Below are 20,874 nucleotides of genomic sequence, written 5' to 3'. Positions count from 1 at the left end.
GGAAACCCATGCACCGGTCCATGACTCGATCCGTAGCCGCTATCGCCGCGGCACTTGCCCTCACCGCATGCAATCCGTCGGCGCAGGAGCCTGCCGCAGTACCGAGTGATACCGCCCAGCCCGCCGGTGCGGCATCCGGGCCAGCCCACGCCGTGCCGGCGGCAGCGGCGCAAGGGGCGAACGCACTCATTTCCGCTCAGCCCGGCATCGCGAGTTGCGATGCCGGCAGCGATATCAAGATCAGCTGGAACGTCACCAGCCGACCTGACGTGGCGAACGTCGAAATCTGGCTCGACGGCGCCGATGCGAAACTATTTGCATCGGGCGGCGCGTCGGGAGAGCAGCAGTCCGGCCCATGGGTCAAGCCTGGTACGACTTTCATCCTTCGAAACCAAGCTGACAAGTCGGAACTGGACCGCGTGGCCATCACCGGAGACGAGTGCGATTCGGCTCCTACGTCCTAATCCAGGTCGGCGCGACGAGCTCAACTACGTCTCGACTACGCGGGGCAGGCCCGGATTCGACTGACTGCGACGCCCAACCACCGCCTGTCCGCGCCGGACGGCGGCTTGGGCCCGTCGGCCGTAAAAGTCAAAAGAAGTGGTTGCGCCGATGAACGCGGTGGAAGCCGCAGACGTACCTGTCCGGGGCGCAACACATAACGCTCTCCCCTATCAATGCGAACCGTCGCTCTGTGGGCCGCGACTGCGGCGATGTCCAGGTCAAGCCATCCAGCGCCGTTCAAATCGGGCACCGGAACACCAAGATAGGCGGTAGCCCGGTCTGTCCACGCGTGCGATTCGTCGATACTGAAGCCGAGGTTCGCGGCTCGCGACTCGCTGATCTTCAGCCACTCGCACACCGCGATAGTCGGCTTCGCGGCGGCAGCCGCTGTTACATACGAGGCTTTGGTTCGCGCGTGGGCGATGAGCCAGGCGCCCCATGCTGCCGTGAGCGCCAGAACGACGACCGACATTACTATTCGTCGTGTCACGAGACCCATTCCCCCCTGTAATAGCGCATCACAGCGTAGCTGTTTACAAGGATTGCGAACGCCAGGAATGGGACAAGGCCGATGAGCTTTCGCGCTTCTGATGCGCACACTTTCGCGATTGCGACGCCAAGGATCAGCGCCCAAGGAAACATGAAGAATGTATGCCGGGCTACATTCGTCGCGTCAAACGACGCCGTCGCGAAGAGGAATGTCAGGATCGCCACATAGAAGGCCACGACACGCGTCGGACCCGCAGCTGCCACCATTAATACGGCGGCAATGACGACAAGTGACAGTGTTGCCAGCAGAGTCGTCCAGTGGCTCAGGGTTTGCGCCTCGCCGGAGACGGCTTGGAATAGATGCAGAAGGGCCGGACCCGCAGTCAGGTTCGCGTCCATGAAGCTGCCGCGCCGCCAAGCTTCCAGCGAATTGATATAAGTAAGCGAATCACCGAACTGAATCGCCTGCCACGTGGCAAACGTCATCAACGGGGCGACCATCAGACACAATTGGACGACGCCCGGGCCGTCGAACAATGATCTGGGCCGCCAACGAGCGTGACTGAGAATTGCCAACGCCACGAATACCGCAAGAACAAACGCCTGCGGCCTACCAACGAGTGCAATCGCCGCCAGCAGTGTCGCATCCCATAGCCGTTTGCTGTCGATAGCTATGAATATCCACACGGATAACAGGGCGAAAAGCGGCTCCGAATATCCGACAAAGTTGTATAGCGCCAACGGACTCCCCGCCCACAGGAGCGTCGCAAGGCGGCCGGCCTGTGATCCGGCATAACGCGACGCCAGCACATGGAGACCGACCAGCGTCCCGAAGAGGACGGCCGCCCCGAGCACAGCCACCTCTACGAGGTCGTGTGCCCCGGGAATGACGCGCGTCGCGAGGCCGATCACTCCTGCCGTCAACGGCATGAACGCCGTATTCTGCTTGTTTTCTATGTCACCGTCGAAGCTGTATCCGCGCTCGAAAATGTCCATGTAGTACTGGCCATCGAACGTCAGCGGCCCCTCAAGCAATGGAAGGACACGTGTCTTCGCGGAGAAAAAAATGACGAGCGCGAAAAAAGTGAGGCAAAAGCACCAGGCGACATCGCGCGCTTGAAGGGCATAACTCGACGGTGGCAGCCGAGCGTCAACCTGCCGCGAGGCGATCGACCTCTTCACGCAGTCCTCCTCACCGCATCCGCTGGGCCGAGCCCCGGCACGTGAATGCAAGCGTTGGACTCGCTCTGGAAACGCCCGAGCAGGTGCGTTGGCTTGATGTGGCCAGCGGCGATAGCTGCGCTATCGAGTTCGTGGACCCGGTCGATGAAATGCAAGTCCCACGCTGTACGACCGTGGAAGCTATGCCCGAAGCCACGATCGATAAAGACATCGATGATGTTTCCCCAGGCAATGAAAACCGAGGGCTGAAACCTCTCAAGCATCAAAGGCAGCACATCCTGGGCACGGATACCCTCGAAACCCTCCGCGGAGCAGTCCCAGTCCAGAAACTCGTCCTCCTGCCTCTGGAGTTGCCGATTGAAACGGTAGCTCGGCGGCAACCAAGGCCAAATCTCGTCGACCAAAGCCTTGGCCTCCGGCCAGCGCTGATGACCATTCCTCCCGATCATATCGGAGACGAGCAAACATCCCCCGTTGGCGATTCGCGAACGGATCGAGTCAAACAGGACTTCCAGCTCCACGACATGGTGCAGCGACTGGTTCGCCACCACGACGTCGAACTCCCCGGGCGGCAGTCCCGCGTTGAAATCGTGCACGACAGGCGAAAGTCGCGACTCGAGGTCACTCTCCCGGATCTGCTGCAGGCCGCGCTCGAGGGCGCCCGGACTGATGTCGATGCAGCTGATATGGAAGTCGTTAACGCCCTTGTCGACCAGACGCTTTGCTATCTGGATCTCTGGCGAACAATCTCCACATCCAACGCTGGCGATCCGGATTTTCCTGCCGACCGTGCCCGACATCGCGGCGATCTCCGTCGCGAAGAAGTCTTCGATATTGTCGTACCCGAAGCTGTTGATCAGGGGACGCAGGTACTTGTTCGACCAGTAATGGAAGATCTCGGGCAGATCGTGGACGCAAACTTCCGCGTCGAATCGTTCCCGCTCTTGGGCCAAACGCTCCTGATAGTCCATCTTCATCGGCTTGAATTGGGTCAGCCCATTCTAGCCGTGCAATAGCCTCTCGAAACTCGGCAGGCCCTCTTTTTGTACCAACCACAGGTGACGGATTCCCGCAGCACGACCCGCCTGCATATCGGACTCCTTATCACCGACGAGCAAGGACGCGTCCAGATCGATCGACCAGTCCTTCGCCGCCTTCTCGATCATCCCCGGCTCGGGCTTCCGGCAGCCGCATGGCCCTGTCAGCGCGCCGTCCCCGACCGTAGGGTGATGGGGACAGTAGTAGGTGGCCAGAAGGGGAGCGCCTTGAGCGCGGAACGATTCGTGGATCCAGCCGGTGTACTGAAGGAAATCGTCGACGGTGTACATGCCTCGGGCAATACCCGCCTGGTTGGTTACAACGAGCACCACGTAACTCGCGTCGCGGGCCGCTGCAACCAGCTCGAAGACACCCGGCACCCAATCCGTCGCCGCCCGTGTGTGGACGTGCCCGCGATCGCGGTTGATGACACCGTCCCGATCCAAGAATAAGGCTCGCCTCGGCGTGCCGCTCCCCACCAATATCGCGTCTGCCTGGCGATCTACAAACGGGGCTTGGACGCCTCGAGTCATGGCCGAAACAGGGATTGAGCCCGCCTGAAGTCCTCCGGCACGCCGATGTCGATGAAACCATCGGTGGCCCCGAACCCACAGACTGCCCCCCTCGACGCCATCGGCGTGAGAACCGCAGTCTCAAAGGAATAGGGAGCTTCTCTCGGCAGCGCTGCAATTGCTTCGGGCGTCAGAAAGTATGCGCCGGCGTTGATGAAGCCGGGTCCACTACCTGTCTTCTCCTGCAGCGCGGTTACACGGGCCCCCTCCCGAGCGATTCCTCCATAGCGCGAAGTGTCGTCCACGCGAGCCAGTGCGATGCCCAAGAGACAGCCGGCATCGCGGGTTGCGCGCTCGAGGGCGAAAGGATCGTATTGAAGAAAAGTATCGCCGTTGAGAACGTGCGCACTGCCCTGATGAAGCAGCGACGACGCTTGCATCATCGCGCCGCCGGTACCGAGCGGAGAAGTCTCGACGGAATAGTCAACTGTCATGCGTAGCCACCGCCTGCCAATAGCTTCCTCGACCTTCTCGGAGAGGTGGCCCGTGGCAAGGATTACACGCCTAATCCCTGAAGCCTCGATCGCGTCGAGCACCCACGCCAGAAACGGACGGCCCCCTACCGGCGCCAGAGGCTTCGGGACGTCGCTTACCAACGGACGAAGGCGCGTCCCCAGACCGCCAACCAAGATGATCGCTTCATCACACCGCATGGCGCGGATGCATCTCGGCTTCGATCAGTGCACACAGCATGTGGCCGAGGAACTCGTGGCCTTCCTGGATGCGCGGTGTCTCGTCAGAAGGAATCCGGAAACAGATCTCGCAATCCGCCACCAGCTTGCCGCCGCTATTTCCCGTGAAGCCGATGACGTGCACACCCGTGGTGCGAGCAGCCTCGGCGGCTCGCAGGATGTTCGGAGAATTACCGGACGTCGAGATTGCAACGAGTACGTCGCCGGGCCGGCCAAGCGCTTCGACTTGGCGCGCGAAGGTGTAATCGTACCCGTAATCATTGCCGATGGCGGTAAGAATGCTCGAGTCCGTAGTCAACGCCACAGCGGCCAGTCCTGGTCTGTCGTAGTAGAACCGACTCACCAGCTCGCCTGCCCAGTGCTGCGCATCCGCAGCACTGCCGCCGTTCCCCGCGAACATGATCTTGCCGCCGTTACGCAGGGCGGCCGTACAAAGATTCACAGCTCCGATGAGGTCGGTCGCTAATTCCGCATCGGCGGCCATTAGCTGAAAGTTTGCCAGCGCCTTGGAAAACTCGCTCTCGATATAACTCTTCACCGGCCTGCCCTCCAGGCGACAGCGCCTTGCGGGTTGAAGTGGAAGTCCATGACCTGACCACCTTGGTGCTGCAATGCACGTGACAGCCGCACGCGATCGGTCGGGTCACAGACGAACATCATGAAGCCCCCACCGCCAGCGCCCGACACCTTGGTTGCACGGGCGCCATGAGTGACCGCAACGGCCTCGACCGCGTCGATCACTGGATTGCTCACGCTACTGGCCATGCGCTTCTTAGCCTCCCAACCCTTCTGCAGTGTGCGCGCGAAGGCGTCGAGGTCACCTTTAAGCAAGGCTTCCTTCATTTGCACCGCCTCGAACTTGAGCTGGTGCATCGCGCTCACCGAGTCGTGTGCACCACTAGCTGCATTGCGTACCTGCTCGTCGATGATCCGCGCAGACTCCCTCGATACCCCCGTGAAATATAGGACAAGCGAAGCCTCGAGTTCCGCCAATACCCAATCCTTGATCCGGAGCGGATTGACGATTACCCGGTCACCTGCGTGGAATTCCATGAAGTTGACGCCGCCGAAAGCAGCCGCGTACTGGTCCTGCTTCCCTCCGGCAAGAGCTAGGTCCTCTCGCTCGATGGAATAGGCCAGATGCGCAATCTCGTACTCGCCAAGCGGCAGCGCAAAAAACTCGCAGAGTGCTGCGACGAGGGCAACGACAAGAGTCGACGAGGAGCCGAGACCTGAGCCCGGAGGGGCATCCGAATAGGTGCGAATGCGTATTGGCGGATGACGGCCGTCCAAGAATTGCATGCAGATGCGGGCGTAAACGCCCACAAGCAAGCGCAGTGATGGAGGGGCCTTGTCCAAGCCCTCGGGTGACCAGCAGCAGCGCACGTCGTTGTCCAACGACACGAACTCGGCAGCGCCGCCAGGGGCCTCGTCGACGGTGGCATATGCGAAGCGGTCGATCGCCGCGTTCATCACGAAGCCGCCGTACTGGTCGCAGTACGGCGACACGTCAGTGCCACCTCCGGCCAATCCCAGTCGCAAGGGCGCGCGCGCGCGGACGATCACATGCCCTCCTTGGGCCTAAGGCCGCAAGCGTCTAGCAACCGCTGCGCCATTGCATCGTAGCCGAAGCGCTCCCTGACGAACTCAGCGCCCGCGGACGAAGCGGTACGCCATGCCTTGTCATCGTCGAGCAGGGAAATCACTGAAGCAGCCAGGTCGTCCGGATTGTCTTCGACACGGCAAACAGCGTCGACACCCGGAAGCCCTTGCGCTCCCACCGTCGTCGTAACCAGTGGAAGACCCTGCTGCAATGCCTCGACCACCTTACTCTTGACGCCGGCGCCAAAGCGCAGTGGCACAACTGCCACCCGCGCAGCCTGATAGCGGCGGTGCAGGTCCTCGTCGGTAACGAAACCGGTGACTTCGACTTGATCACCTGCGAGCGACAGGACCCGCGGGGTCGGGTTGGACCCTACAAGTGATAGTCGTACATTGGGATGCCTGAGCCAAATGCGGGGCATGATCTCCGAAACGAGCCACTCGGCAGCGTCGACATTCGGCGGATGACCGAAGCCTGCAATGAACAGCACGCCGCTTCGCCCCTCAGGGCCTGCGTCAGTTCCGAAGTCGTTATACGCGTAGGGCGAGATCGCCTTTGCATCGACACGCTCGATTTCTCTTACAGCCTCTGCTTCCTCTGAACTTGGGTAAAGCACCTCGTCGACACGGCGCCACAGGGAACGCTCAAGCGCCTCCATCTCCGCAGCCATCGGCAGCAGCTCGGGGCGCTTTGCGACATGCGCTTCCTGCCGCATTCTTTGGAAATGTAGGTCGTGCCCGTAATAGACGATGCGCGCCCTGCTGTGACGACGGACCTCCTCCAAGGCGCGATCAGCGACATCGGGGCGTGATAGCAATACCGCATCGAATTGGGCACCGTGCTCGCGCATGAGATCGCCGAAGCGCCCAACCCAGCGCGCACCGTAATAGACCTCGATCCCCATCGCCTTCAGGGCCGGTGCATAGGATGGATCGTCGTGGAGGTTCTCCGGCCAGAACTTGACGATGCAGCCGGCATCAACCAGACAACGAAGCATCGCCAGCATCGTCCGCGAACCCGCATCGCGATCCGGCTGCGGCACGTAGTGATCGACCACAAGCACTATCGGACGCCCCCACGCCCGGTCCCGAGCTCGGAGAACGCACTCGCCATTGGGATAATGCTTAGCGAGTACATGCTGCCAACGCGCATAGAACTTGCGCTGGTTCGCCATTTGATAGGCCTTTATGCCGGCCGCGGTATCGGTGCCGTGCGATACGCCTTCGTGGTGTACAACGACTGAAAAAGGCGTGTAGTAGACCTCGCGGCCGTGCGCGCGGACCTGAAAGGCCAGGTCCGAGTCTTCGCAGTATGCCGGGGCATAACGGTCGTCGAACCCGCCGAGTTCACTAAAGAGCGCGGTCTCGATCAGTATCGATGCGCCCGAGCAGTAATCAACGCGCCGCACATAATTGAACTCCGGCGCGTCGGGGTCGCCTAGCCGCCCATAATTCCAAGCCGAGCCATCCGCCCAGACAATGCCGCCGGCTTCCTGCAGCCGTCCGTCCGGATACACGAGCTTCGAGCCGACGAGGCCGGCGTCCGGGCGCAAGTCGAAGACCTCTACAAGGCGATCGAGCCACCCGGGTTGAACTTCGGTGTCGTTGTTTAGGAAGCAGAGGTAGCGGCCGCGTGCGAGATTAGGGGCCTGATTGCAGGAGCGGAGGAAACCCAGATTCTCCGCATTCTCGTGATACCGCAGGCCCGGCACGCCACGCAGTTGCTCCATGGCCGAGTCGCCCGAGCAGTCTTCAAGGACGAGCACCTCAAAACTGGCTTGGTCAGGAAGCCTTTGTATGGAGCGTAGACAGTTCGCCGTGTAGCCCAGCTTGCCGTAGGTAGGGATGACGATGGTCACCATCGGCGAAGTCACGTTCGAGAATCGAATGTCTTCGACTGTGTCGACGTTCCCATGGCGGATATCGACAGGAACCGGGCCGTCGGATCCAACGTGCTGGGCCTCCAGCTGCGACGACGTAACGCTGGGCAACAGCGACGGCAAGACGACGCCGGCCGAGCGCCCGCGCACTCGCGCGATCAATCGACGCAAAGGAGATGTCAGCCGCCACGACGTGGATGCCAGGATCTGGCGGATTGCCCGTTCAAAGGCTTTTGCATGCTCCTGAGAAGCCTTCAACTGAGCGTTCGCGTCGCGACAGGCCATCTCCAGCTGAGCCGCTTCGTCACGCGCCCTCTTCAGCTCGCCCTCCAGCTCTTCAAGGCGCCGGGCGCTTTCCGCCGCTTCACGCGCGACACCGCGCATTAGCTGAGCCGCTTCGTCACGCGCCCTCTTCAGCTCGCCCTCCAGCTCTTCAAGGCGCCGGGCGCTTTCCGCCGCTTCACTCGCGACACCGCGCATTTCGGCGCTCAACGCAGCGATGACCTCTTCGCGAATCTCGCGCCCCAGCTTTTCCATTAGTCGCTCGCTTTCCAGACGCTCTTGAAGAACTACGTTGAGACGCTGAACCTCCGTATCCAGCGAGCGTGCCCATGCAACAGCCGACTCGTGGTCCGCCGCGGTCTTGCGGTAGATCTCGCGAAGGCGATCAATCTCGCTGTTTAGCGATCGCGCCCAGCCGATCGCCTCATGATGGTCCTCGACTGTCTTGGCATGGGACGCGCGCAGCGCGACCAACTGTTGGTCCAGCGAAAGAGCCCACTCGGTATGGTCTTTCAGCTCGCCGCGGATCTTGGCCACCTCGGCCGCACGCTCATCAGCCTCGCGACGGCTGCGCGCCCGCATCGCCATCAGTCCATCGATGACATCGGCGCTGGGTTGGAGCATGGACTCGAATGCCGCCAGTGCATCGCGCGTGACCGAGCCGGGCGCATCGAGCAAAGGATGGACGAAGGGCTGGACGCGCGACCGATCCGGGGTAGCGCGGTGATGCCGCAGTTGCGGACGCAGGAACTGGGAGATTGCTTCGTGGTTGGCTTCAAGCTGGTCGAGGGCTATCGACGCTTCCGCTGCCGCGCGCTTGAGCTCGTCTACCCCGTTATCGAGCAGACGCGCATAGTCGATTCGTGCGCGCGGCAGGTCGCGGCTGGCAAGGTCCGCCTCGATAAGATGTCGTGCCCACAGCAGTTGCCCGACGGGCTCGGGCAGGTCATCGCGCCTGGCAAGCGATGCAGCAACCTCGACCGGGTCGCGCCCGACCAGTAATACGTGGGGCTGTATCCCAAGTCCATGCAGGACATCGATCCACAACGGAGCCAGCCTGCAAAGGCGCGGATCCTTCAACGCCCAAAGCCGCTCGCTCGCGAACTCATCCTGTACGAATGCCTCGATGTCGCGCCGCGCCTTGGAAGCTGCAGCCGACGAAAGCCAGCCGTCGGGCATGGCGCGGGGATCGTCCCAAGCCATGCCCAAGCCGGCAAGCAGCGCGTCATTAATGCGAACCGCCTCGACGTGCTCCCAGAACCCGAGTGGGTTGTCCGCACCCGGCGCCATTAGGCTACTACCGAGCGCGGCACCTGCCAGATTCAGTACGCGCGCGAGGGCGGACGTGCCGCTCCGATGCATCCCGAGGACGAGAACAGAGTGTGCATTTTCCATAGGAGGGATACGCAAACAGTCTCGTAGGATGCCGCCACCGCGGCATCCCGGTAGCTTCGGAGTTCCATTTTAACGGAGCGGCACCGCCGGTGTTGGAGATGGCGTAGGCGCGATAGGCGCGACCGCCGGGAGCTCGACGAGCTCGAGACGATCTCCAAGCGAGCTGGTCAGCGCCCGAGCCTGATCATCGGACTCGACCACATACGGGACGATCATAAGGACGAGTTCTGTCTTCGTGTTCTCTCGGCTCCGGGTCTTGAAGGCGTTACCAAGGATGGGAATGTCCTTCAGATACGGCACACCGCCGTCCGAATTGCTGGAACGAGTGGACATCAGGCCGCCAATGAGGATGGAACTGCCATCCCGCAGGCTCAGGCTGCTCGAGAACGACCGGTTGAAGATCGAAGGCGACGCTACGCCGCCGGCCTCCAGCGGTAGAGCCTCACTGACCTCCTGCCGGATTTCAAGATCGATTCGGTCATCCGAATAGACGATCGGCTTGATGTTCAGGATGATGCCCGTCTTACGGTACTGGACCGTCTGCAGCAGGTTGGACGTACCATCCGTCTGCTGTGGCGACGTGGACTGGGAGGTGATGGTCGGGATCTCCGTACCGACGTCGATGCTCGCCTCGGCCCCGCTCTTAACCATAAGGCGCGGGGTCGACAGGATGTTCAGTCGGCTGTCCTGTGCTGCAGCCGTCAACTGAACGCGCGCTTGGCCAGCCACGTCGAGAAGGTAGGTCAGGCCGCTCAGCCCACTGCCTTCACCCCCGCCGTTGCCCGATCCACCACCGATACGGCCGGATGTGATCGTGCCATTGAACCGACCGGGATTGCTGCGCGCGAGCCAGCTGACGCCGAAGTTCTCGTCCTTTCCCAAGGTGACTTCGGCAATCGTCACTTCGATCATGACCTGCCGGGGTGCACGGTCCATTTGCTTGATCAGAGGCTGGACGCGACTCCAGTCCGTCGCCGAGCCCTGGAAAATCAGCGCATTGCGAGGCGCATCCACGACGAGCCTGGATGCTCCCCCAACAGATACGGAAACCGGGGGGGCTGCCGGAGCAGCGGCCGTACCAGCCACGCTCGGCGTAGCGCTCGCGACAGCGTTTGAGCCAGAGCCTGCGTCACCGCGCATGGCATTGATCGTGGCAGCGATTTCCTCGGCGCGAGTGTTCTGAACCATGTAGTAGAAAAGGCTGTCAGAGCCGGCTGCCGGATTCGGCTTATCGATCGTTCTAGCCCAATCCACGGCATGTTCAAGCACGTCCCTGTCACTGGCGAATATCAGAACCGTGTTGGCGGCAGCCACCGGTAGCACGACGATGGCGGCCGACTGGGGCATGGCCTGCCCCGTATGCAGCATTGCACCGAAACCTTCCGCCGCGAGTACGTCGACCAATCGCCGGCCCAATTCATCGGCGGACACAAAAGCAGGTTCAAGCCGCGTGCTGACCCGCCCCCTCATGAACGGCCGATCGAGCACGCGGATCGCAGCGACCGCCTGCCGGACAATCTCCGGCTTCCCGTACAGGACGATCGCATTGCGACTTGGATCGTCCTTGATATTAAGCGCATCAGTCTTGAATGCGGTGCTCAACCACTGGGTGACATCGCCCGTGCGTACAGCCTGCAGCTCGACAAGCTGGAATATCGGACGATGAGAGATCGGCACTTCCGGCAGCGCCCGCCCACTTAGAACCAACGGCGGCTCGAAATCATCGCCCTTGCCTGCGCGCCGAAAATAAACTCGACCGTTCTCGTATACGGTGCTGACACCGTAGGCTTTGAGGACCTGCGTCGCGAGACGGTAGAAGTCTTCCGGCTTCTGTGGCCCGGAGGTGCGCAGGGTCACCAAGTCGTTCAACTTGGCCACCGCAGGATCCATCTGAAACGTCACTCCGAGAACCGTTCCGAAGAATTCATTAATGAAAGCCGGTACGGGCATTGCCTCGATATTGACGTTGATGGGCCCGCCTTTGACAGGCGGCATTGCAGCACCAGCGTTCACCCCGGACACAGCCGCGCCTACACCCGGCACATCGGGCGTATCGCTTCGCACGATAGTGGTCGGTCGCTCGGATCGGCTAGGAGTAACGACAGTTCTATCTTCAACGGATAGCGGGGGCGTCACATCCTCGACAGGCGGCGGAATCCGCACCTTGACCGGCGCAGAACAAGCTGCAATCAGCAACGTCGTGGCCAGCCCGATGCAAGCCCCCTGCAGCGGCGCCGACGAAAAGTGAGTCTTCAATTTTAGTTCCCGCTACTTCTTGGCAGACGCGCACGCCTGACTCTGTTCGGACTCCGCGGCATAAAGCAATCGCTCCTGCCGACAGCCGTCCTTCTCGAAAATGATGCCCGCGGCCGTGATTCCGGCCAACCTGGCGCCGTCAGGAAGCGTTTCACCGACTCTCACACGTGTGTTTCGCCCCCCCTCGACAGCGACCAGCCCCACCGCTTCGGGTCGGGCAATAATACCTACCAGTCGCCAACCACTCTCCTTGGCTCCCGTTTCGTTGTCGTTCGCTCCTCCCCAAGCTGGAGCGTCGCGAACGATGCTGAATTCCTTTTCCGGCGGCCGGAGGGATGACAGCTCAGGCGGAAGGCTCCACCCGGCGGATGCGTGTTCCGGGGGCGGCGGGACGGACACCGGCCAAGCGACACCCGCTACGCTCCCCAGCACCAGCCCGATTGCCGCTCCGGCAGCCAGCGAATGCGACTGGAGCTTATCGACCAGATTCATCGCCGGCTCCAGGAATACGGACGAACGAGACGACCGTCAGTTCGAACGTCTTGTTCTCTCGGTTCAGCACCATCGACCGCTCGATCACCGACAGGGCGGGGCGCTTTTCAATCTGCTGAACCAGGTTCAACACCGCCTTCGGCGGCAGCGACCCACTGATTGATACGGGTACACGCCACAGGTCCGCACTTCCATCGACCGGCTGGGCCGCTTGGGACTGAACCTGCACGGCTGGCCCATGGACTGCAGCCATCTGCCTCACCCATGTAAGCGCGGCGGCCTGGGCCAGTCCTTGGCTACCCGCTACCGGGAGTTGGGCTTCCAGGGCCTTCCGGGCCCGAGCCGCCTCCCGGGCGTGCTCGATCCACTCGGTCTGCCCGGCGAGCGCACGGACCTTGCGCAGATACTGGCGGCGTTCGATGTATCGCGCATGAAGGTCGGCCCGCCAATCTCGCAGGACGAGGAACGCATAGAAGGCCAGCACGGCACCGATTGCCACCGCACCCCAGCGCAGGCGCGCATTCTGCCGGAGTTCCTGCCGGACCCGCTCGACAGAGAGACGAAACGCGTTCATGGCGCGGCCACCTGCTCGGCGCGCGCGCGCCCCACTGTCGCCTTGATCGTTACCTCGTTCTGCGCTCTGCCTAAATCGACGGAGACGTTCGATAGAAGGCGCGAACTCTCCAGAGCCTTCACGATAGCCGTAGGATCAGGATTGGGCACCTGCATGAGGACCCGTAGCGTCCTCGAGTCCTGCATGGTCCACTCCAGCAATCGCCAGTCCGACCCGGGCACCGCGCCAATCACCGCTGCCATCAGCTCCAGCTGACGCGCGGGAGGACGAAGTTCCAACAGATCATCGACGACAGCGAGATCGCGCTCCGTTGCCTCGCGTGCTTCAAGCAAGTTCGCAGAAGCCGCTGCCTCGCGGGCAATCACACGATCGAGCATGATCGTCTTCGTCATTATGCGCAGCGACGAGGCCAACGGAATCGCAAGGAGTGCTACCGCCAACGCAAGAGCACCTGCCTGTAGGAACGTCCGGTGCTGTCCCGTTATGGTGTTCAGTGAGTCCAACCGCTGACGCGTCCAGGGCTGGGAACTGAGCACCTCGTGCTGGACGACCGGCACGCTGCGGGTGGCAGGCTGCCCGACCCCGCGCAGAAACGTGTTCCATTCCGCCAAGTCAGGTGTTTCAGGCCACCATTGGCTCGCGGCAAGTAGCCCCTGCCGCCAGACCCGCCCTTCCACCCCTTCATCGTCGGCGACAAGGCAGATGCCGTCGTCGAGGACCTGCCCGCGGAATATCGACTCCGGCCATGCCTTCTTCGGCAACGGCGCCACACGTGCGTCGGGAAGCTCGCGCACTTGGGCAATAGACCACGCCCAGACCATGGCGCGCGCGCCCACCCACTCGATGTGATGCCCGAGGTCGGGGAATGGCGACCAGCGCTGCAGAGCCAGCGCGGCAAACCCCTTGCGCCGCGAAGCGGGCACACCTTGCGCGTCGATGACCGTGTACGCGCAGAAGCCCCGGGCAATGATCCAGATCGGAGCGCCGCGCCCACCATCGAGCACAGCGAGCCCGTCACTCCTGCGCAGGAGCCTCCGCGGCGAAAACCTTTGCCGCGATCGGGCGAGCGTCGCCTCGAGTCGTTCTTTGATCAGCTGGAAGGGTGAACTCATAGTCCTCGCGCCACGGCCGCCCCCCGTCGTCTCGGGGAGTGAGAGTCCAATGCAGGATCTGGACGGTGCCGCCGGCGGGGGACCACAGCTTGAGCGTGCCAGAGGCACTAGGATACAAGGACAGGGCGTCCTCGTCGGTAAGCAGGGTCCCGGTCAACTGCCGGAATTCGCCAACGTTCAGGAAGGGTCGCAGACGCCGCAACGCAACGATCCGCTCGGCAACGGCCGAGTCGACCCCGGGTAGCGATGCCAGCACCGACGCCGGCGCCGTATTGATATTGATCACCGGGGAGCGGATTGCTGTTAGGTTGGCGACCAAGTCCGCGTCATCCGTTCCGTCGAAAACCTCGTCCCACCCGATAATCCGTCTCAACTCGAGTGGTGAAACGATCGCCCGGTTCGTCGGCGGCGCGCGTCCTCGTTTCTGATACTCCTCCTTTTCCGCGCTGTTCAACCGGTAGAGATCATCAGGATCCTGATAATCCCGCAGCAGGTTATCAAGCGTTTCGAAAGCAAGACCGCGTGGAAGGGGCTTGCGGGCTAGGAACTGCTGGAGGATAGCCGGCGCAACCCAATTGACGCCGATGAGGCCGCGATCGTCCTGCAGAGCGAAACGCGCGGTACCGAGGCCCTGCATGGGCGAGTTGTCGAGAGGGATCTCGTTGCCGACAGGCAGGAACGATCCGGCGTAGTCGTCGTCCGTCGACTGCATCCGCGCCTCATCCTCACTGCGCGTTACGCGCTGGTCGACGGTAAGGCCTCCAAATGTCATTCGCTGCGTGAGCAGGAGATACAGCACAGTGGCGCGCGTATCCGCCAACTCGACATCGGCCGCAAACTGGCGTTGCCGCTCCAGTTGCTGGTCGCGCAGCCGCTGGACGACCACACCGACCGACGCCGCGACCACGGAAAGGATGACGAGCACGGCAAGTACCGAGACCAGCACAAATCCAGCGGCTTCAGGGTGCGCTCGCCACCGCATCACTCCTGCTCCAACTCGAACGGATCGAATCTCGGCGCCAGGGGGCCGCGGACCGAAACGTATCGCAGGGCCTGGTCAGCCCCGTCGCCACTGACCAACGCAACGGCAGCAGGCAGACCGCCCTGGAGGCCTTGCGCAGGCGGCCACGTACTATGTTCCTTCCCGTCAGCGGAGAAGAAGAGAAAGCGCACCGATGCGGACGAACGAAGCGGCAAGGTCCATCGTGATTTTCCATCTTCGACGTACTCGATGCTGGCTTCGCCATCGCCTGCCCTGATCCGCCACGCGAAAGCGGCCGGCGCTCCTGCCGCACCGAAAAGCGGATTCAGGGTTTTGCCTTCCACCCCCGCTTCGGAGCCGATGAACGCCTGATCGGGGTCGGGAAACAACCCAGCGATCGTATCGGCAAACCACGCCTGCACCAGGCTCGCCCGGTCCTGTTCCCCCGCCTGCGCACTGACACGTTGCTGCGCAAGCCGATAGCTGTCCAGCATCTGGAACATCATCGCCGCGGCCATTGACACCAGCATCAACATGACGAGCGTTTCCATGAGGGTGAAGCCCCTCACGATGGCGGTGTGCGCACGCCCTCGCACTCAGTCCTCCTCCAGCCGGCCTGTCTGCCTGTATCCGACCTGGCGGACGTGAAAGCGATTGATCTCACGACCAGCCTTGGAAACCGCGACATCCAGATCGAAGAGCGCCGCCTGGAAGATCGTAGGCAACCCGACCTGGGTGACGGCGGCTTTGGGCGCCTCGATCGGTTTCGCCGTCCAAGTGATCAGAACATCGCCGACACGCCTCTCTCCTGAAGGCGTCTCCATCGGGTTGATACGCCTGACCATATCGAGCGCGGACTGGGAAAGCATCAGCGCTTCGCGATTTTCCTGGATACGTCCAAGCGCAATGACGTTCGTGCTCAACCACGAGTAGAGCGCAATGGCACCCATGCTGAAGATCACGAGGGCGACGATCGCCTCGAGCAGGGTAAAACCGGCTTGCGGCTTCGGGCTTGCCATGGGTCAGGGCACTACATGGGCATCGCAGAATGGTGCGTCCACGGCAATTCGCACCTCCCGTGATTCAGATGCGAGTTGCAGCTCCGCGCTGTCACAAACACCGTTGTGCCGGACCTTCCACGGATTCTTCGTGGTCAAGCGGAATTCCGGTGCGACCGTCAGCGGAGGCGACTCGCCAGCCAAAACCTCATCGCTGATTTCGAGCGTGCGGCCGGCCGAGCGGGCCTCCGCGGGAAGACCACGCACCTGATTGATCAGCGCGTCCAGCTCCCCGCGCCGCTTCCATGCGTCGATTCCCCGTAGAACCGCGGGCGCCACGATCGCGGTCGTCAACCCAAGGATGGCAAGGACGACGATCATCTCGAGCAACGTGAAACCAGGAGCTCGCGCGCTCGTCCCGACGGCCATTACTGGGCAGGCTTGTAGCCGATGTCCGCGTCCAACCCCTCCCCTCCCGGCTTGCCATCGGCACCGAACGAATACAGCGAGTAGGGCTGGTTCCCGCTGGAAACGGGCGCGTACTGATAAGGATTGCCCCAGGGGTCGGTGGGGATCGCGTCCTCGATGTACGGCCCACTCCACGCTTTTGCAGCGCGCGCTTCGGACGGCGCGGTGACGAGGGCGGAAAGCCCTTCATCGGCGGTCGGAAGGCGGCCCATATCGAGTCGGAGCGTCTGCAGCGCACCGCCAAGCATCTTGATCTGCGTGTTGGCGGTCTGGACCTTCGCCTTGTCGGCCTGGCCGAACAGGCGCGGCCCCACGAGCCCCATGATGAGCCCGATGATGACCAGCACGACGATCATCTCGAGCAGTGTAAAGCCGCCCTGCACACGGCGCGGACGGCGCTGGAATGACGGATTCATGATTACCTCGTTCAGATAGCGAGATCGTTGGCACTGGTGATGGCGAGAATCACACCGAGGATGATCGTGCCGATCACACCGCCGATGAGAAGGATCGCCAAGGGTTCGATCAGAATCAGCAGGCGCCGCATGCGATTGCGACCCGCTTCCTCGTACAGCGCAGCAAGGGAATCCAGCATGCTCGCGAGCTTTCCCGAACGCTCGCCGACGCGCACCAGATTGTAGCCAGTCGCGGTCAGGGCATCGTGGTCCTCGAGCGCGTCGGCAAGCGCGCTGCCACCCCTGACCGCGCGGGTTACCTCTCCCATACGGGCATTGCGATGGGGGATCTGCACGCCGGCCTGTGCGAGTTCCAGCGCCTTCATCAAAGGCACCCGGTTTCCCAGCAGCGCGGCGAGCACCTTCGCCCAGCGGGACGTATCCGCCTCGATCAGCCAGGCCCCGACGAGCGGCAATCGCGCAGCGCGGTCCAGTAACGACCTCCGCACGTCAGGCCGACGCAGTGCCACTACGGTTCCCATCACCAGCGCCGCCACGCCCACGAGCAGGATCATGAAGTGCGAGCGCGTCCACATTCCCACCCCCAGAACTGCCCAGGCCAGGAACGGCAGCTCATCCGCCCGCTTGAGAAGCGAAGCGAATTTGGGCACCACGAAAAGGAACATCAGCGCCACTGCGCCTGCGCCGGCAACGATCAGCACCGACGGATAGATCAGGGCATTGCGCATCTCGGTACGCAGGCCCTGCTCGTACTCCAACTGGGCCGTCGCGTCCTTGAGCGCACGCCCGAGCTCACCGGTCAACTCGCCGGCACGTGCCAGCTGGATCACATACTCGGGAAGCGGCAGCCCGCTGCGTGCGAGGGTCGTCGAAAATGCCTGGCCGCGCTGCAGGTCACGACTCATGGCTGAAAAGGCTTCGACCACCTGTGGGTGGTGACCGGAAGCCGCCTGCGACGCAACCGCATCCGCGATCGTCACGCCCGATGTCAGCATCGTGGCGAGTTCCTGCATGGCAAGGATCACATCGGTCGCCTGCAGACGGCGCCGACGGGAAACGGACTTTCCGACCGCATCCCCCGTACGAAGCGCCACGACGGACAACCCACGCCGCTCGAGCAGGCGCATCGCCTCGCGTTCGCCGGCCGCCCGGATCAGCCCGGAGAAGCCCTGCCCCTCGCTATTCAGCGCCTCGTAGTGAAATCGGGCCATCGCTGCTTAGGTGCCCGCCACGCGAAGCACTTCCTCGACCGTCGTCAGCCCCTGCCACGCCTTGAGCAGCCCGTCTTCACGAAGGAACCGGCAACCCTCCGATCGGGCGAGCGCCTTCATGTCATTGACGCTCGCACCCGAAACGATCAGGTGCTGCATGCTCTCGGAGACCGGCACCATTTCGTAGATCCCGAGACGACCCTTGTAGCCCGTACCCAGGCATTTCGGGCAGCCGACAGGCTCCCGCCACTGCGCCGGCACCTCGCCGAATACCTTGGCAACAAGAGGTGCGACTTCCGACTCGACGAGCGCGGGTCCGCGCGCCGGGCGACTGCAGTCACAAAGTCGGCGAACGAGACGCTGCGCCTGTACGGCACGCACAGGCGTAGCGACAAGGAAAGGTTCGACACCCATGTCGACCAGACGCGTGAACGCGCTGATCGCATCGTTCGTATGCAGGGTCGACAGCACGAGATGGCCTGTCAACGCAGCCTGCACCGCGATTTCGGCGGTCTCCAGGTCACGGATCTCGCCGATCATGATCACGTCCGGGTCCTGGCGCAGGATCGAACGCAGCGCATTGGCGAACGTCAGGCCGATATCCGGATGGGCCTGGATCTGCGTGACCGCTGGAAGCTGGAACTCCACGGGATCCTCGACCGTGATGATTTTCTTGAAACCATCGTTCGCCGCCGCGAGCGCGGCATACAGCGTTGTCGACTTGCCGGAGCCGGTCGGCCCGGTGACCAGCACGATGCCATTCGCCGCGGCCGTCCAGTCGCGCATCATCGCCAGATGGTCGGCCTCGAAGCCCAGACGCTCGAGCCCGAGTTCCTTGCGCTCCTTCGGCAGCAGTCGCATGACGACGGACTCGCCGTGCACGCCCGGCAGCGCCGAAACACGAATGTCCATCTCCTGCCCGCCCACACGGGTCGACATGCGACCGTCCTGTGGAAGGCGACGCTCGGCGATGTCCATCCCCGAGATGAGCTTGAGACGCGACGCCACGGCATCGAAACGCTCGCGCGGAAGCTGCAGCCGGCTGTGAAGGACGCCATCGATGCGGAAGCGGACCGAGAAGATCCGCTCTTCCGGCTCGATATGAAGGTCGGACGCCCGCTGCTCGACGGCCTGGGCGAGAAGATTGCTGACGAGCTCGACGACCGGGGCTTCCTCCGCCATCTCCCGGAGATGCTGGACGTCCCCGGCATCCCCTTGGCCGGCGGCGACGGAGCGTGCCAGCGCATCCAGCAGACGCTCGAGATCCTGCGAACGACAGAGGCAGTAGCGCACCCGGACGCCGGGAAGCGCGTGCCGCAGGCCCTCGCGCAGGGAAGGCAGAAGCGGGTCGCGGGCCGCGCAGCGCCATTCGCCGTCGACCTCCTGCCAGAGCAGCACCTGCTGGTCGATCAACCAGTCGAGTCCTGCGGGAATCATCGCACCCGCAGCCCGCAGCGCCTCCTCGTCCGGCAAGGGGAAGTCGACGCCCAGCTGGGGCAGGTCCAGTTGCCGGCCCAGCACCTGCAGCAGGCTGTCTTCGCTGACCGCGCCGATGCGCATGAGGACACTGCCCAATCGGCCGCCGACCCGCTCCTGAAGCGCGAGCGCCTTGTCCAGGTCGGCCCCGCTGATCAGCCCTTCGGCAACCAGCATTTCCCCCAGCAGCACGGGCGGCTCCAGCAGAAGAGCAGCGTTGTCAGAGGACATCGGCAAAACCTCGCTTCAGCGACGCGAAGGCCGTCAGGCCTAAGGCGTATATGACGACGGCCACCAGCGCATAGTTCCCCAGGCTGGTCCAATCCGGCCAGGCGTGGTCGAACAGCACCGTGCGCAACTGCTCGATCGGAACCGTCACCGGATTGATCGCCAGCCACGGCTGCAGGGCCGCCGGCATCGCTGAGCGCGGAAAGAACACCGGCCCCAGGAACATGGTAACCATGACCAGCGGCCCCACGAGCTGCGCCAGATCACGCACGTAGACGCCGAGGGCGGCGAACAACCAGACCAACCCGATCAGCAGGATCGCGAACGGCAGCATGATCACCGGGATCGCCAGCTGCGACAGTGCGAAACCCGTTCCCCAGATGCCATTCACCACCAGAAGCAGCCCCAGCGCCGCCCCCATATGCACGAGCGCGGCGAACAGGCTCACCCAGCCCAGCACTTCCAACGGAAACACCACTTTGGTGACGTAATTGGGCTGGGACACCACGAGGCTCGGCGCGCGGCTGATGACCTCGGCGAACAGCGCATGCGTCAGGGTGCCCGCCAGCAGACGCAGCGCCACCATCAGCATTCCGCCGTCCCCGCCGCCGGGTGCCCGGGTGGTCAGCACCAGGCCGAAGACCAGTGTGTAGACCGCCAGCATCAGGAGCGGCGTTATAAAGGACCAGACCGATCCGAACAGCGAACCGCGATAGCGGCCACTGACCTCACGATGGGTCAGGATGCTGATCAGGGAACGGTAGCGCCACGGATGAGCGACAGCAGAAGACAGACCGGGCGACAAGGGCACTCCCCCGAGAGCGGACGGTTGCAGATGTGACCCAGTCCGCATTACGCAGATCGTAGAGCCGGCGTGAAGCCACGCATCGGCGGGCGTTGCGGAAGTCTAACAAAAAGGCCATTGACGAACGGTTAAACCCCGGTTAGCGTTCGCCCTCGCAATCCGATGTACTTGGGGAAGGTTCAGGTCGGAAGCCACTGAGGGCAACCACCGCTTCCTTTCC

General features: G+C 62.8%; 20 protein-coding genes. 1 reads left to right on the top strand and 19 read right to left on the bottom strand.

The window, feature by feature from the left end:
* Positions 1–20 precede the first annotated feature (20 nt).
* Positions 21–464 (top strand): hypothetical protein, encoded by a 444-nt coding sequence (locus IE066_RS13530; protein ID WP_189450799.1) that lies wholly within the window; start codon positions 21–23, stop codon positions 462–464.
* 526 nt (positions 465–990) lie between these two features.
* Here IE066_RS13530 and IE066_RS13525 read toward each other — a convergent pair.
* The 19 genes from IE066_RS13525 to IE066_RS13435 form a co-directional block, all read right to left on the bottom strand.
* Positions 991–2,175: a hypothetical protein gene (locus IE066_RS13525; RefSeq protein WP_189450797.1), complete on the bottom strand. Its 1,185-nt coding sequence runs from the start codon at positions 2,173–2,175 to the stop codon at positions 991–993.
* Positions 2,172–3,152: a class I SAM-dependent methyltransferase gene (locus tag IE066_RS13520; RefSeq protein ID WP_189450795.1), complete on the bottom strand. Its 981-nt coding sequence runs from the start codon at positions 3,150–3,152 to the stop codon at positions 2,172–2,174. Before IE066_RS13520 ends, IE066_RS13525 begins: the two co-directional genes overlap by 4 nt.
* A gap of 24 nt (positions 3,153–3,176) precedes the next feature.
* Positions 3,177–3,659, bottom strand: a complete 483-nt coding sequence (locus IE066_RS13515; RefSeq protein WP_189450794.1) for an HAD family hydrolase — start codon at positions 3,657–3,659, stop codon at positions 3,177–3,179.
* 83 nt (positions 3,660–3,742) lie between these two features.
* Positions 3,743–4,438: a nucleotidyltransferase family protein gene (locus IE066_RS13510; RefSeq protein WP_189450792.1), complete on the bottom strand. Its 696-nt coding sequence runs from the start codon at positions 4,436–4,438 to the stop codon at positions 3,743–3,745.
* Entirely contained in the window at positions 4,428–5,015 is a 588-nt protein-coding gene (locus tag IE066_RS13505) for a D-sedoheptulose-7-phosphate isomerase (protein WP_308427455.1), read from the bottom strand. The genes IE066_RS13510 and IE066_RS13505 overlap by 11 nt, the downstream gene beginning before the upstream one ends.
* Complete coding sequence (locus IE066_RS13500; RefSeq protein WP_189450789.1) at positions 5,012–6,043, bottom strand: GHMP family kinase ATP-binding protein; 1,032 nt, start codon at positions 6,041–6,043, stop codon at positions 5,012–5,014. Before IE066_RS13500 ends, IE066_RS13505 begins: the two co-directional genes overlap by 4 nt.
* Complete coding sequence (locus IE066_RS14850; protein ID WP_229790820.1) at positions 6,040–9,420, bottom strand: glycosyltransferase; 3,381 nt, start codon at positions 9,418–9,420, stop codon at positions 6,040–6,042. The genes IE066_RS13500 and IE066_RS14850 overlap by 4 nt, the downstream gene beginning before the upstream one ends.
* A 285-nt stretch (positions 9,421–9,705) precedes the next feature.
* On the bottom strand, positions 9,706–11,892 hold the full coding sequence (locus IE066_RS13490; RefSeq protein ID WP_189450787.1) for a secretin N-terminal domain-containing protein: 2,187 nt from the start codon (positions 11,890–11,892) through the stop codon (positions 9,706–9,708).
* A gap of 12 nt (positions 11,893–11,904) precedes the next feature.
* Positions 11,905–12,384 (bottom strand): hypothetical protein, encoded by a 480-nt coding sequence (locus IE066_RS13485; RefSeq protein ID WP_189450785.1) that lies wholly within the window; start codon positions 12,382–12,384, stop codon positions 11,905–11,907.
* Complete coding sequence (locus IE066_RS13480; RefSeq protein WP_189450783.1) at positions 12,368–12,958, bottom strand: hypothetical protein; 591 nt, start codon at positions 12,956–12,958, stop codon at positions 12,368–12,370. Before IE066_RS13480 ends, IE066_RS13485 begins: the two co-directional genes overlap by 17 nt.
* Positions 12,955–14,070 (bottom strand): hypothetical protein, encoded by a 1,116-nt coding sequence (locus IE066_RS13475; protein WP_189450781.1) that lies wholly within the window; start codon positions 14,068–14,070, stop codon positions 12,955–12,957. Before IE066_RS13475 ends, IE066_RS13480 begins: the two co-directional genes overlap by 4 nt.
* Positions 13,973–14,995, bottom strand: a complete 1,023-nt coding sequence (locus tag IE066_RS13470) for a type II secretion system protein GspK (protein WP_189450779.1) — start codon at positions 14,993–14,995, stop codon at positions 13,973–13,975. Before IE066_RS13470 ends, IE066_RS13475 begins: the two co-directional genes overlap by 98 nt.
* A gap of 56 nt (positions 14,996–15,051) precedes the next feature.
* A complete protein-coding gene (locus tag IE066_RS13465) occupies positions 15,052–15,603 on the bottom strand; it encodes a hypothetical protein (protein ID WP_189450777.1) in 552 nt (183 codons plus the stop codon).
* Between the two features lie 45 nt (positions 15,604–15,648).
* Positions 15,649–16,071 (bottom strand): type IV pilus modification PilV family protein, encoded by a 423-nt coding sequence (locus IE066_RS13460; RefSeq protein WP_189450775.1) that lies wholly within the window; start codon positions 16,069–16,071, stop codon positions 15,649–15,651.
* A 3-nt stretch (positions 16,072–16,074) separates the two neighbouring features.
* Positions 16,075–16,479: a pilus assembly FimT family protein gene (locus IE066_RS14845; protein WP_268244888.1), complete on the bottom strand. Its 405-nt coding sequence runs from the start codon at positions 16,477–16,479 to the stop codon at positions 16,075–16,077.
* A complete protein-coding gene (gene gspG / locus IE066_RS13450) occupies positions 16,479–16,934 on the bottom strand; it encodes a type II secretion system major pseudopilin GspG (protein ID WP_189450773.1) in 456 nt (151 codons plus the stop codon). Before gspG ends, IE066_RS14845 begins: the two co-directional genes overlap by 1 nt.
* Positions 16,935–16,945: 11 nt before the next feature.
* Positions 16,946–18,145, bottom strand: coding sequence for a type II secretion system F family protein (locus tag IE066_RS13445; protein ID WP_189450771.1), 1,200 nt, complete (start codon positions 18,143–18,145; stop codon positions 16,946–16,948).
* A gap of 6 nt (positions 18,146–18,151) precedes the next feature.
* Positions 18,152–19,852, bottom strand: coding sequence for a GspE/PulE family protein (locus IE066_RS13440; protein ID WP_189450769.1), 1,701 nt, complete (start codon positions 19,850–19,852; stop codon positions 18,152–18,154).
* The gene (locus IE066_RS13435) at positions 19,842–20,654 is read right to left on the bottom strand and encodes an ABC transporter permease (RefSeq protein ID WP_189450767.1); all 813 of its coding nucleotides are present in this window, start codon (positions 20,652–20,654) and stop codon (positions 19,842–19,844) included. The genes IE066_RS13440 and IE066_RS13435 overlap by 11 nt, the downstream gene beginning before the upstream one ends.
* Between the last annotated feature and the right edge of the window lie 220 nt (positions 20,655–20,874).

The organism is Cognatilysobacter xinjiangensis, assembly GCF_014651995.1.
Classification (GTDB): domain Bacteria; phylum Pseudomonadota; class Gammaproteobacteria; order Xanthomonadales; family Xanthomonadaceae; genus Cognatilysobacter; species Cognatilysobacter xinjiangensis.
This window is presented reverse-complemented; position numbering and strand designations above follow the sequence as displayed.

Coding starts and splice junctions, on each gene's coding strand:
- IE066_RS13530 (WP_189450799.1), top strand. CDS start 21: ATGACTCGATCCGTAGCCGCTATCGCCGCGGCACTTGCCCTCACCGCA.
- IE066_RS13520 (WP_189450795.1), bottom strand. CDS start 3,152: ATGAAGATGGACTATCAGGAGCGTTTGGCCCAAGAGCGGGAACGATTC.
- IE066_RS13510 (WP_189450792.1), bottom strand. CDS start 4,438: ATGCGGTGTGATGAAGCGATCATCTTGGTTGGCGGTCTGGGGACGCGC.
- IE066_RS14850 (WP_229790820.1), bottom strand. CDS start 9,420: ATGCCCGACGGCTGGCTTTCGTCGGCTGCAGCTTCCAAGGCGCGGCGC.
- IE066_RS13485 (WP_189450785.1), bottom strand. CDS start 12,384: ATGAATCTGGTCGATAAGCTCCAGTCGCATTCGCTGGCTGCCGGAGCG.
- IE066_RS13480 (WP_189450783.1), bottom strand. CDS start 12,958: ATGAACGCGTTTCGTCTCTCTGTCGAGCGGGTCCGGCAGGAACTCCGG.
- IE066_RS13475 (WP_189450781.1), bottom strand. CDS start 14,070: ATGAGTTCACCCTTCCAGCTGATCAAAGAACGACTCGAGGCGACGCTC.
- IE066_RS13465 (WP_189450777.1), bottom strand. CDS start 15,603: ATGGAAACGCTCGTCATGTTGATGCTGGTGTCAATGGCCGCGGCGATG.
- IE066_RS13460 (WP_189450775.1), bottom strand. CDS start 16,071: ATGGCAAGCCCGAAGCCGCAAGCCGGTTTTACCCTGCTCGAGGCGATC.
- IE066_RS14845 (WP_268244888.1), bottom strand. CDS start 16,479: ATGGCCGTCGGGACGAGCGCGCGAGCTCCTGGTTTCACGTTGCTCGAG.
- gspG (WP_189450773.1), bottom strand. CDS start 16,934: ATGAATCCGTCATTCCAGCGCCGTCCGCGCCGTGTGCAGGGCGGCTTT.
- IE066_RS13445 (WP_189450771.1), bottom strand. CDS start 18,145: ATGGCCCGATTTCACTACGAGGCGCTGAATAGCGAGGGGCAGGGCTTC.
- IE066_RS13440 (WP_189450769.1), bottom strand. CDS start 19,852: ATGTCCTCTGACAACGCTGCTCTTCTGCTGGAGCCGCCCGTGCTGCTG.